The sequence below is a fragment of the Streptomyces adustus genome (genome assembly GCF_009377175.1).
Classification (GTDB): domain Bacteria; phylum Actinomycetota; class Actinomycetes; order Streptomycetales; family Streptomycetaceae; genus Streptomyces; species Streptomyces adustus.
The window spans coordinates 1-11,967 of record NZ_VJZD01000278.1; the positions used below are offsets into that span (position 1 = coordinate 1).

An 11,967-nucleotide genomic window follows, 5' to 3' on the forward strand; every position below is an offset into this window, starting at 1 on the left:
ACCCCGGCCCGCCCCCGGGGCGGACCCGGTGGCCGACGCCCGTGGACTCCTGGCGGCCGGAGCCGTCCTCGCGGTGAAGGGTCTGGGCGGCTACCACCTCGCCTGCGACGCCACGAACCCCGACGCGGTCGCGGCGCTGCGCCGTCGCAAGGCCCGCGGCGACAAGCCGTTCGCCGTCATGGCGCGGACGGTGGACGACATCGCGCACCTCGTCCGGGTGGGACCCGAGGAACGGACCCTGATCGAGAGCGCCGCCCGGCCCGTCGTACTGCTGCGCCGGCGTACCGCGCCCGACCCGCGGGCGGAGCCGGAGCCGGGTGCGCCGCGGCCGGCCGCCGCCGTCGCGCCCGGCAGCCCGGACCTCGGCGTGCTGCTTCCCTACACACCCGTGCACCATCTGCTGCTCGGCCTGCCCGGCGATCCCGACGGCCCCCGGCTGCTAGTCATGACCAGCGGCAACGTGGCCGGTGAGCCGATCGTCACCGACGACGCCGAGGCGCTGCACCGGCTGGCGCCGCTGGCCGACGCCTGGCTCACCCACGACCGGCCGATCCAGGTGCCGTGCGACGACTCCGTCGTACGGATCTGCGACGGCGAGCCGCTGGTGATCCGGCGTGCCCGCGGCTACGCGCCGCTGCCCGTGCCGCTCCCGGTGCCCGTACGGCCCGCCCTCGCCGTGGGCGGCGACCTGAAGAACACGTTCTGTCTCGGCGAGAACCGCAAGGCCTGGCTGTCCGCGCACATCGGCGACATGGACGACCTGAGCACCCAGCGGGCCTTCGAACGGGCCACGGCACAGCTGGAGTCGATCACCGGAGTGCGGCCGGGACTGCTGGCGGCCGACCGGCATCCCGGCTACCGCTCGGCCGCCTGGGCCGAGCGCAACGCGCACGGGCGGGCCGTCGTACGCGTCCAGCACCACCATGCCCACATCGCCGCCGCCATGGCCGAACACGGGCTGGACGGCAGCGGCCGGGTCATCGGCGTCGCCTTCGACGGCACCGGACACGGCGAGGACGGCGCGGTGTGGGGCGGCGAGATCCTGCTCGCGGACTACGACGGCTTCACCCGGTTCGGACATCTCGCCTATGTCCCGCTGCCCGGCGGCGACACCGCCGTACGCCGCCCGTACCGCATGGCGCTCGCCCACCTGCGCGCGGCCGGTCTCGCCTGGTCGGCCGACCTGGCCTGCGTCGCCGAATGCCCGGCGGACGAACGCCGGGTACTGGAGCGGCAGTTGGCGCGCGGCCTGAACTGCGTTCCCACGTCCAGCATGGGCCGGCTCTTCGACGCCGTGTCCTCGCTCCTGGGGGTGTGCCACCGGGCCGGCTACGAGGCGCAGGCGGCCGTCGAGCTGGAGGCGGCCGCCGTACGGGCGTACGACGAGGACGACAACGCGACGTACGCGTTCGCGCTGCGCCCCAGGACGCCCGACGACGGCGCGTACGGCCTGTACGACCGAGGTACGGAGGGTGGCGGCCCGTACGACGGCGTGCTGCGCGCCGATCCCGCGCCCGTCCTCGCGCGCATCGTCGAGGACTTGCGGGCGGGCGTGGACACCGGTCTCGTCGCGGCCCGCTTCCACCGGGCGGTGGCCGCCCTCGTGCACGCGATCTGTGTCCGGGCCCGCGCCCGGCACGGGCTCGACACGGTCGCCCTGACCGGCGGGGTGTTCGCCAACACCCTGCTGTCCTCGGCCTGTTCGGCCGCCCTGCGCGCGGACGGCTTCACGGTCCTGCGCCACCGCCTGGTCCCGCCGGGCGACGGCGGCCTGGCGCTCGGCCAGCTCGTGGTGGCCGCCCGCGCCAGGGACCGGCCCCACGACACCGACGGGTGACCGTCCGGCCGACGACCGCCGCCGGACCGGCCGAGGACCGCCGCCGGACCGGCCGACGACCGCCCCGGCACCGCACCGGTGGACGGACAACTGCCCGACAGCACCTGACACATGCCCGGCAGCACGGGCGACGTGAACGACCCACAGCGAGGAGAGGCCCATGTGCCTGGCGGTACCCGGCCGAGTGCTGGACATCGAGGAACGCGACGGCACCCGGATGGCCAACGTCGACTTCGGCGGCGTGGTCAAGGAGGTGTGCCTGGAGTACCTGCCCGACCTCCAGGTCGGCGAGTACGCCATCGTCCACGTCGGGTTCGCCCTGCAACGGCTGGACGAGGAGTCGGCGAAGCGGACGCTGGAGCTCTTCGCCACCCTCGGCATGCTCCAGGAGGAGTTCGGCGACCCCTGGGAGGCGGCCTCGGGCGCGGCCGCCCCGAGCGAGGCCGGCGGGCACGTCATCGAGGAGACGCGGAAGTGAAGTACATCGACGAGTTCCAGGACCCCGAGCTGGCCCGCAGGCTCCTCGACGACATCCATGCCACGGTGACCCGGCCGTGGGCCCTGATGGAGGTGTGCGGCGGACAGACCCACACCATCATCCGCCACGGCATCGACCAACTCCTGCCGGACGAGGTCGAATTGATCCACGGGCCGGGCTGTCCCGTCTGTGTCACCCCGCTGGAGGTCATCGACAAGGCACTGGAGATCGCCTCCCGACCGGAAGTGATCTTCTGCTCCTTCGGCGACATGCTGCGGGTCCCGGGGACCGGACGCGACCTGTTCCAGGTGCGCGGCGAGGGCGGCGACGTACGCGTCGTCTACTCGCCCCTCGACGCGCTGCGGATCGCCCGGCAGAACCCGGACCGCCAAGTGGTGTTCTTCGGCATCGGCTTCGAGACGACCGCGCCTCCCAACGCCATGACGGTCCATCAGGCCAGGAAGCTCGGCATCCGCAACTTCAGCCTGCTGGTGTCGCACGTACGGGTGCCCCCCGCCATCGAGGCGATCATGCGGTCCCCGAGCTGCCGGGTCCAGGGCTTCCTCGCCGCCGGTCACGTGTGCAGCGTGATGGGCGTGGGGGAGTACCCGGAGCTGGCCGAACGCCACCGGGTGCCGATCGTCGTCACCGGGTTCGAGCCGCTCGACATCCTGGAGGGGGTACGCCGCACCGTCCGCCAGCTGGAACGCGGCGAACACACCGTGGACAACGCCTACGCCCGCGCCGTCCGCCCCGAGGGTAACGCGGCCGCCCGGGCCATGCTGGAGGACGTCTTCGAGGTCACCGACCGCGCCTGGCGCGGCATCGGCGTCATCCCCGACAGCGGCTGGCGGCTGTCCGCGAAGTACCGGGCCTACGACGCCGAGCACCGGTTCGCCGTCACCGGCATCCGCACCCTCGAACCGAAGGAGTGCCGCAGCGGCGAGGTCCTCCAGGGACTGCTCAAACCGCACGAGTGCGAGGCCTTCGGCACCCTGTGCACCCCCCGCACCCCGCTCGGAGCCACCATGGTCTCCAGCGAGGGCGCCTGCGCCGCGTACTACCTCTACCGGCGCCTGGACATCCCCAACGCTGCCCGGGAGGCGAGCCCCGTTGTCTGAGATCACCCTCGACCCCGAGACCTGGAGCTGTCCCGCCCCGGTGCGCGAGCGGCCCCGGATCGTCATGGGTCACGGCGGCGGCGGGGCGCTCTCCGCCGAGCTGGTGCGGGACATCTTCGCGCCCGCCTACGGGGGTGAGGCCCTGGCGGGGATGGGCGACGCCGCGGCGCTCACCCTGGGCGGCGTACGGCTGGCGTTCTCCACCGACACCTTCGTGGTGCGGCCGCTGTTCTTCCCCGGCGGCAGCATCGGCGACCTGGCCGTCAACGGCACCGTCAACGACCTCGCGATGACCGGTGCCCGCGCCGCCTATCTCTCCTGCGGGTTCGTCCTGGAGGAAGGCGTCGAGCTGGAGGTGGTCGACCGGGTGGCCAAGGCCCTGGGCGCCGCGGCGCGGGCCGCCGGCGTCGAGGTGGCGACCGGCGACACCAAGGTGGTGGAGGCGGGCCACGGCGACGGGATCTTCATCAACACCGCGGGCATCGGGCTGATCCCGGCGGGCGTGGACCTGCGGCCGCAGCGGGTCGTGCCCGGTGACGTCGTCATCGTCAGCGGCGGGATCGGCGTCCACGGGGTGGCGATCATGAGTGTCCGGGAGGGCCTGGAGTTCGGCGTGGAGCTGGAGAGCGACTGCGCGGCGCTGGGCTCGCTGGTCGAGGCGATGCTCGCGGTCACCCCGGACCTGCATGTGCTGCGCGATCCCACCCGCGGCGGACTGGCGGCCGCGCTCAACGAGATCGCGGCGGCCTCCGGCACGGGCGTGGTCCTCCGCGAGCGCGACCTGCCCGTCCCGCCGGCGGTGGCCAACGCGTGCGCCATCCTGGGCCTGGACCCCATGTACGTCGCCAACGAGGGCAAGCTGGTCGCCTTCGTCCCGCGCGAGAGCGCCGACGCGGTCCTGGCGGCGATGCGGGCCCACCCGCTGGGCGCGGGCGCGGCGATCATCGGCGAGGCCGTCGAGGAGCACCCCGGCATGGTGGTGGCCCGCACCCCGCTGGGCGGCACCCGTGTGGTCGACCTGCCGATCGGGGAACAGCTGCCGCGGATCTGCTGACGCGGGCCCGCCGTCACCGGGTGGCGCCCGGCCGCCGAGGGGGCCACCCGGTTCCGTGCTCCCGCGCACGGACGGCGGGTACGTGACCTCGTACCGCACCGGTGTCCCTCCCGGTGGTCACCCGCGCGCGGCCACCGCCCGGGCCGGGCGGGCGCGTACCCAGCCGAACACCACCACCGAGCACAGGGCCGCGAGGGCGCACCAGGTCGAGACGAACTCCAGGCGCCACAACGCCCAGCAGACCGACGCGCCGACGCCGACCAGGACGCCCAGCACCAGCAGCCGCCGGTCGCCGGACAGCAGTAGCGAGCCCACGGTGGCCAGCAGATAGCCCGCGACGAGCACGGGCGCGTGGGACAGACCGACGACGTAGCCGACCGTGTGACCGCGGATCTCGGCCGTCACCGTCCTGGTGGCCAGGGCGTACCCGAGCGCCGCGGCGGTGAGCACCCCCGCGGCGAGGGGCAGGACCAGGCGTCGGCGGGCGGTCGGCGAGGCGGCGCACAGCACCGCGACCGGCATCCACAGCGCCAGCAGGGGCATCGCGACGACGGCCCAGACGAGCGTGGCGGGTCCGCCGCCCCCGCCCGCGTGCCAGACCACCGCCTCCACGAGCTGATGCGCACCGAGCAGCAACGGCAGCGCGGCCAGCGGCAGTTCCCGGACGTCACGCACCCGCGCCACACAGGCCGCCCCGACCGCCGCGACCGCGGTGCCCGCCACGAGGTCGGCCGTCGCGCTCCAGCACATCAGGCCACCCCGGCTTCGTCGTCGGATCCGTGTACTTCGCCGCAGGCCACGCTGTGTCTCTCCCCGGTGGAGGCGGGGGCGCCGGTGACCGGTGCCCCCGAGGATGATTGGCTGGCCCAGGCCACCACACCACAACCCGGCACCGCCGGACCGCAGGAGGACTTCGCCACCATGAGCAGCCCCTACACGTACGAGTACAAGGTCGTCACCTTCCGGGAGTCGCTGATCGGCGACGCGCTGGACAGCGACAAGCTGGAGAAGGTCCTGAACAAGCACGCCGAGGACGGCTGGGCCCTGAAGGCGATCACCGCCGCCGACGTCAAGGGTCGCATAGGCCCCGGAGCCGTCGAGGGCCTGCTGCTGACCTTCGAGCGTCCGCGCGGCTGACAGCCCCTGAAATCTGGGCTGTCGGACCCGCCCCGGCGGTCGGCGTGACATCAACGCCGACCGCCGAATGTCCTTTTGACCGACGTATTTTGACGAAACGTCAGTCCCTTTCGAGGGCGAACGGGCCGTCGGCGCCGAAGGCCAGCTCGGCGAAGCGCTCGCCGATGCGCCGGTGGGCGGCCGGGCCCGGATGCAGCAGGTCGGGCAGCGGCAGTTCGGCGAAGTCCGCCTCGCCGTACAGGTCGAGACCGTCGAGATGGTGCAGATGAGGGTCGTCGGCCGCCCGCGCGGACGTGATCCGGGCGAGCTCCTCCCGGATGACCCGGAGCGTCAGTTTCCCGGCGGCCCGCTCCGCGGGATCACCCGCCGCCCGGAACGTCATCCTGCCGTCCTTGAAGTCCGGGAAGGTGGGCCCCGGAGTGTCCTCGTGCAGGGGGCAGTGGATCGGGGAGACGACCAGCAGCGGCGTGGTCGGGTGGCCCTCGCGGACGGTGTCGAGGAAGCCGTGGACCGCAGGGGTGAAGGCACGCAGCCGCATCAGGTCGGCGTTGACCAGATTGATGCCGATCTTGACGCTGATCAGGTCGGCGGGGGTGTCGCGCAGGGCGCGGGCGGTGAACGGGTCGAGCAGGGCGCTGCCGCCCAGCCCCAGATTGACCAGCTCCACACCGGCGCGGGAGGCGGCGAGGGCGGGCCAGGTCGTGGTGGAGCTCTCGGCGTTGGAGCCGTGGCTGATCGAACTCCCGTGGTGCAGCCACACCTTGCGGCCCCGGTCCACCGCCCGCTCGACGGGCGCGTCCGTACGTACGGCGATCAGCTCGGTGATCTCCGTGTACGGCAGCCAGATCTCGATGTCCTTCTCGCCGGAAGGCAGTTCGCCGAACCGGACGCTGCCGACCGGACCGGGCCGGGTCTCCCGGGTACCGGTGGCCATGTCGACGCTCAGCACGTTCCCGCCGGATGCGACGGCCCGGCCGGCCGGACGGCCGTCGACGAGAAGGTCGTACACGCCGTCCGGCCGACTCGGCAGGCCCGGATATTCCATCTTGGTCGGCAGCACGTCCAGCTCGACGGCGGTGGCTCGGGTACGGAACACCAGCCGTACGCCGGACGGCTGCGCCTCGGCCATGGCGAGCTGCTCGTCGGAGCACTGCGCACGCGCGCGGGCGGGCAGCCGGTGCGGCAGCAGGCCCCGCTCGGTGCGCTCCAGTTCGAGGGCCCCGCGTACGAGCTCCGCGGTGACAGGTGTGGTGATCCAGTCCGTCGCCCGCCCTGCCGCGGCGGATCCGGTGAAGTCGTCGCGCTCGGTGGTCATGATCGCAGCGTGCCAACCGGACCCCGGCTTCCGCAAATGGCTTCGGCCTTGCGACCCGCCATTGGCGCGCGCCGGGGCCCTGGTAGTCGGAGTCCCCTGGCCGAGCGTGGAGCGTTCGAGATCTGCGATGTCCGCTACTGGGAGGACCGTTGTCGCGATGCCCGGACTCGTGCTGAACGACGGGCCCTTGACTGCGTACACGGCAGCCGTCGGCAGCGTGATCGGGGCGCTGTGGGCGCGTAGGAGGCTGCGCCGCTGACCAGGCCTCAGCGGGGGCACGAGACGAAGGTGCACAGACGGGCGAACCACCGATGAGTTCCGCCGACCGGCCCGGTCTACCAGGACGTACGACGTACGCCATCGAGACACCGACTGGAGACCCACCATGACCACTCCCGCCCACGCAGGCCGCATGCTCTTCGTGAACATGCCCGTCACGGACCTCGAACGCAGCAAGGAGTTCTTCGCGAAGCTCGGGTTCGGCTTCAATCCGAAGTTCACCGACGAGACCGCCGCCTGCATGCTGGTCGGCGAGCACGCCTTCGTCATGCTGCTCACCCGCGAGAAGTTCGCGGAGTTCTCGAAGCTGCCGATCGCCGATCCCCGCACCCACGCGCTGGCGCTGTACTGCTTCAGCGCGTCGTCCCGCGCCGAGGTCGACACGGTCAGCGCCGCCGCACTCGCGGCGGGCGCCACCGAGGTGGACGACGCGGAGGACTACGGCTTCATGTACTCGCGCAGCTTCTTCGACCTCGACGGCCACGGCTGGCAGGTGATGTGGATGGACCCGGCGGCGGTGGAACAGGGCCCCGAGGCATTCGCGGCCTCCTTGCAGGACGCCGACGTCCCGGCCTGACCCGCCACGGCTTCGACCTGCCGGATGGCGTTGCTGAGGTTGTTGTGGCTGGTCAGTGCGCCGGGGCGGGTGCCGCTCGGGACCTGCTCGTGTTGAAGGAGGGTGGCCTCCGGCGGGGGGACGGCTTGCCTCGGATCCCCCGCCGCCCGAGTGAACCTGTCGGACGGACAGATCTTGTGCGGCTCACACACGGTGTGGGCCGCATCCCCCTCGGCTCGAACGAATTGAGATCGCTGTGCCCGAGAAGTCTCTGGTAGCCCTCGCGCCCATGGTCGCGGTGGTCGGTACGGCCGGCGCCGCCCAGGCCGATGACGTGGTGCGCGTCGTACAGGGCACCGCAGTGCCCATTCCGGTCTCGACGGGCGGCTACGCGGGCACCGCCGCAGCGGTGGCCGGATGCGCGGACGGAGAAACCCGGGTCGGAGGCGGGAGCCGTCGTGACGGCCGGCAACTCGCACTCGGAGCGGTACAACCCGTCCTCCAGCGAGCCGATCAGCGGTGAGCGGTGGTGGGCTCTCGCCACGGACACGGACACGGCCACGGCCAACCCGGGCACGCTTCAGGCGTACGCCATCTGCCCGAAGGCAGTGAAGACGACCGGCCCCTTGATCGGTGAGGCCATGACCCACTGATCTGCTTTCCGATGCGCTACAGCATGGGACGTACCACCCACGCAGGTGGCTAGGTTCACTCTGGCCATGCGTCGTCCAACAGCCCGACCTCGGCAGCTCACAGCTCGGCAGTCGTAGCGGTGGGTTGAGGGCCAAGTGGGGGCTCACCCGGACCGAGTCACCTGCGTTGTCAGTGGGCGCAGCTACGGTGCACCCATCAGCGAGGACAACACCTTGGGGGAGGGGTTTTGGGAGCCAAGACGGGCTTTCTGGTGTACGCCGACGGCGACGTGCCGGGGCTGCTGCGTGAAGTGGGCACAGCGGACCTCGAACGGACGGCCGACATGATGCGATGGCTCTACCCGGGCTGGGAGATAGAGGCGAGCGAGGGCTCGAACCTCTGGAGCGGTGTGTACCCGCCGGAGGGGACGGCGTACGCGGCGAGTTGGCCGGGCGTGGAGGTCATCGGTGATCAGCGGGTGATGATCGACGCCCCCTCCCAGCTCCCGGAGCACCTCGTGGCGGCAAGCGCCGGTCGGCGGCTCGTGCTGCATGCCATGCACAGCGTCGTCGACTGGCTCGCGTTCGCCGTGTGGGAGGAGGGCCGACTCGTCCGCTCGCTGAGCCTGTCCCCGGACAGCGGCATCATCGAGAACATCGGCGAACCGCTCCCCTTCGAACTGCCCTACTGGGCCGGAGACCGCCCGGCCGACGTCATCCCCTGGCCGGACGAGGACGAAGAGCCGTACCCGCTGCCGTTCCACCCGCTGGAACTGGGCGAAGAAGCACTGCGAGCGCTTTGCGGCTTCGTTCGTGAGGGCCGGCCCGATCCGAACGACATCGACGCGGACAACATCCGACTGCACGGCTTCCGGGTCCGGGACCCGCACGGCCCTGATCTCGCGGAACAGAAGGCGGCGCTGCAAATGGCGATGGAAGCCATGGGCCCACCGCGCTTCTTCACCATGGGCCCTGACGGCTCACTGATCGAGCGCGATGGCCTGTAGCTGCGGACTTGCTTCGGCCCGAAGCAACGTGGGTGTGAGCACTGCCTTGAGCTGGTGCGGTGTTCATGGTCCATACGCATCCATACGCATCCATACGCATCCATGCGTGTCAGTGCTCGTCCGCCGGTGTGCGTCGGCGTTGCCACGCAGTTCGACACTCAGTGGTGGCAGGCTGGCCCCATGAGTAGGACGACAGACCCTGGCAACCCGAACGACCTCCAGGTGGGCGACATTTATGAGGACTGCTCGTTCCATCCGGTCCTGTGCACTGCGGTCGACGAGGTAGCGGGTGTGGTGCTCAGTGGTATCTCGCTCATCGACGGCACCTTCCCCCGCTCCTGCGATGCTCTGCACTGTGGTCCTATACGGATCCGCGTCGAAGACGTCATGGCCATCAAGCAAGACTTTGACGGCTACGCCCGCCGGCGAAAGCAAGAGCTAGGGATCCGTGACTCAATGTGAGCTTGGGCAGCTCAGGACGTCTGGGCCTCGCTCTCGGCCTGACCTGCGGCGGCGCGACGCAGACGCGCGGTAGGCGGTCGATTGGTTCCCCGCTGTTCCCTGCACGGTCTGACACACACCAGGCACGCGTCATTCGTAGTCGCACCGCTCCAAGACCAGTCCTACGGAGCCTTCTTCGAGCCCGTTGTTCTCCTCCAGATGGAGATGAGCACCGTCCGGTGTGCCATCCTGGGCGAGCGTGAGGAGGTGGCTTGCCAGGGCCCTCAACCCGGCAGCGTTGGCTTCGATGACAACCTCTCCTCCCAAGTCGCGGACCTCGATGCGTGCGCCTTCCTCCCACGTGAAGACTCTGGTGGTTCCGTCGATCACCACACTTACGCGAGTGGCCATCGACGGAGCAGCGCTGGGTTCAGGGGACATGCCCTAAGCATCGCGTACTCCGAGCCGACCCCGACGGCGAGAACCTACGGCGAGACACGAGGAATGACTTCTTCGCCCCGAAGCAAGTTGCACGTAGGCACTGCCTAGGGCCGGTGTGCCTCTCACCTGCGCCGTTGGTCCGCGGACGTCCGCGCTCGTCCGCCGGTGTTCGTCGGCGTTGTCACGCAGTTGGACACGCACTGGTCAACGGTTGATCGCGTACAAGGCCGTTGTCAGTGCCGACCTTTAGTGTCTCAGGCGCGCGGTCGGCTTCCGGGGGTTCCAGCTCTGAAAGGAATGGTTGCATCCCCGGCCTGTCTGGGGGCGGCCCGGAGAATCGTCCGGGACCCAACCGACGGCCGGGCTTCGTCGATGGCCAAGCAGTGACCTGCCAGCGCCGGCCGCGCACCACCTCTGTCCCGTGGCGCTGTGAGTGATGCTTGAGTCGTTGGCCGAGGAGGACGGCGTCTTCGGCCGGGTCGAGAGCGGGGATGCGGGCTCCGTCGAAGAGCACGTGTACGCGACGGGAAAGCTACCCCCAGGGCCCGGGCGGCGGTTCCGCGGGTGACCGGCCTCAGTTTTGAAGCTCCGGGGCTCGCTGCTGCACGTCGTACGGGGCCTTTCGATGCCAGACCCGTCGCCACTCCCGGGCAAGAAGTGCGCCAATCGCGAGAAACAGGACCGATCCTGGCCAAGTGAGGTGGGGCACCTCTATGGATGTGGAGATCGGGGCGGCCACCCAACCGCAGGACACCAAGGCGAGTATGACGATGCGCCCTGCTCGCCCAGGGAACCTGGACACATCCGCCATGCCGTCTTCCCCCACGTTTTGCTTTGCGAGCGACAGTGTACGCGCGGTCGGCGGAACGGCTTGGGGGTGTGGCCTCATCCTTGTCGAGTCGATCACGGGTAGCTGCCAGCGTGAGCGAATGTACGCTGCGCCGCTTCGTCAGCGGCACCCGATCCGACCCGCCCCGTTCCCCGAGCGTGCCGGCCGGATGGACGCACTTCGGCACGCGTACGACACGGCCTCGCGGAAGCTCGCTGCGGCCGACGACAGGCCGTTATGACGAGCCGCACAGTGAGACGACCTTCTGCTCCTCCTCCGAGAGGCTTGGGCCGGGTGTGGGAGTGGCTGCGGCGCTCCCGGCCCCGGCCTGGCTCGCTGCCTTCCGGCGGTCGCTTTCCTTCTTGCAGGCGGAGGCCTGCACGGACAGCTCCTGGACTTTCCTCCGGGCGTTCGGCAAGTCGCCTTCCGTGATCGTGTTCTGGACCAACTTCTGCTGGTAGGGCGGCAGGTACCTCAGTTCGATCTCGGGGTGGTCGTTCTCGACCTTCGACAGCGACATCCAGGCCAGGTCCTGTTCGATGCCGCGGTAGAGCGCGACGTGGTTGCCGTTCGCGCCGACGTAGTACTGAGTCTGCGTCCACTGGTAGCAGCCGATGAGGCCGCCGACGAGGACGGTGAGGCCGACGCCGAGCGGGATCACGTTCTTGAGCGGCCAACGGATGCGGAGGCGTCGAGCGGTCGGCGCCGGGACCGGAGCGGCGCTGTCCGGCGGCCTGGTAGGCGCAGGCGGGATCCACGGCAGGCCTGTCGGTGCGGCGGCAGCCGTGGACGGGGCAGGGGTGCGGCCGAGTGGTTGGGGTGCGGGGCCCAGTACGGGAG

13 protein-coding genes are annotated in these 11,967 nt (G+C 70.9%); 9 read left to right on the top strand and 4 right to left on the bottom strand.

The features are described from left to right. From hypF to hypE, 4 genes are all read left to right on the top strand, one after another. Nucleotides 1–1,837: carbamoyltransferase HypF (hypF, locus tag FNH09_RS39535; protein WP_152894704.1), on the top strand; the 1,837-nt coding region annotated here is incomplete at its 5' end. 160 nt (nucleotides 1,838–1,997) lie between these two features. Continuing rightward, complete coding sequence (locus tag FNH09_RS39540; protein ID WP_152894705.1) at nucleotides 1,998–2,315, top strand: HypC/HybG/HupF family hydrogenase formation chaperone; 318 nt, start codon at nucleotides 1,998–2,000, stop codon at nucleotides 2,313–2,315. Next, nucleotides 2,312–3,436 (top strand): hydrogenase formation protein HypD, encoded by a 1,125-nt coding sequence (gene hypD, locus FNH09_RS39545; RefSeq protein ID WP_162469783.1) that lies wholly within the window; start codon nucleotides 2,312–2,314, stop codon nucleotides 3,434–3,436. The genes FNH09_RS39540 and hypD overlap by 4 nt, the downstream gene beginning before the upstream one ends. Beyond that, complete coding sequence (gene hypE / locus FNH09_RS39550) at nucleotides 3,429–4,490, top strand: hydrogenase expression/formation protein HypE (protein ID WP_152894706.1); 1,062 nt, start codon at nucleotides 3,429–3,431, stop codon at nucleotides 4,488–4,490. Before hypD ends, hypE begins: the two co-directional genes overlap by 8 nt. 117 nt (nucleotides 4,491–4,607) lie before the next feature. Here the strand turns inward: hypE and FNH09_RS39555 are convergent, their stop codons facing one another. Beyond that, a complete protein-coding gene (locus FNH09_RS39555; RefSeq protein ID WP_152894707.1) occupies nucleotides 4,608–5,240 on the bottom strand; it encodes a DUF6629 family protein in 633 nt (210 codons plus the stop codon). 84 nt (nucleotides 5,241–5,324) lie between these two features. On the opposite strand from FNH09_RS39555, the gene FNH09_RS39560 reads away from it, so the two are divergent. Further along, a complete protein-coding gene (locus FNH09_RS39560) occupies nucleotides 5,325–5,627 on the top strand; it encodes a DUF4177 domain-containing protein (RefSeq protein WP_338017826.1) in 303 nt (100 codons plus the stop codon). Nucleotides 5,628–5,727: 100 nt separating this feature from the next. Here the strand turns inward: FNH09_RS39560 and FNH09_RS39565 are convergent, their stop codons facing one another. Then, a complete protein-coding gene (locus FNH09_RS39565) occupies nucleotides 5,728–6,942 on the bottom strand; it encodes a GDSL-type esterase/lipase family protein (RefSeq protein ID WP_152894708.1) in 1,215 nt (404 codons plus the stop codon). A gap of 385 nt (nucleotides 6,943–7,327) precedes the next feature. Here FNH09_RS39565 and FNH09_RS39570 point away from each other — a divergent pair, with 385 nt between their 5' ends. From FNH09_RS39570 to FNH09_RS39585, 4 genes are all read left to right on the top strand, one after another. Next, nucleotides 7,328–7,798, top strand: coding sequence for a VOC family protein (locus FNH09_RS39570; RefSeq protein WP_202919853.1), 471 nt, complete (start codon nucleotides 7,328–7,330; stop codon nucleotides 7,796–7,798). 437 nt (nucleotides 7,799–8,235) lie between these two features. Further along, nucleotides 8,236–8,430 carry a hypothetical protein gene (locus tag FNH09_RS39575; RefSeq protein ID WP_152894709.1) on the top strand — a complete coding sequence of 65 codons (195 nt, stop codon included), beginning with the start codon at nucleotides 8,236–8,238 and terminating at the stop codon, nucleotides 8,428–8,430. A 227-nt stretch (nucleotides 8,431–8,657) separates the two neighbouring features. Next, nucleotides 8,658–9,416, top strand: a complete 759-nt coding sequence (locus FNH09_RS39580) for a DUF6928 family protein (RefSeq protein WP_152894710.1) — start codon at nucleotides 8,658–8,660, stop codon at nucleotides 9,414–9,416. Nucleotides 9,417–9,596: 180 nt separating this feature from the next. Next, the gene (locus tag FNH09_RS39585) at nucleotides 9,597–9,878 is read left to right on the top strand and encodes a hypothetical protein (protein ID WP_152894711.1); all 282 of its coding nucleotides are present in this window, start codon (nucleotides 9,597–9,599) and stop codon (nucleotides 9,876–9,878) included. A 129-nt stretch (nucleotides 9,879–10,007) separates the two neighbouring features. Here the strand turns inward: FNH09_RS39585 and FNH09_RS39590 are convergent, their stop codons facing one another. Further along, nucleotides 10,008–10,247, bottom strand: coding sequence for an Imm32 family immunity protein (locus FNH09_RS39590; protein WP_162469784.1), 240 nt, complete (start codon nucleotides 10,245–10,247; stop codon nucleotides 10,008–10,010). A 1,115-nt stretch (nucleotides 10,248–11,362) separates the two neighbouring features. Then, a complete protein-coding gene (locus FNH09_RS39595) occupies nucleotides 11,363–11,788 on the bottom strand; it encodes a hypothetical protein (protein WP_420802829.1) in 426 nt (141 codons plus the stop codon). Nucleotides 11,789–11,967: the final 179 nt, after the last annotated feature.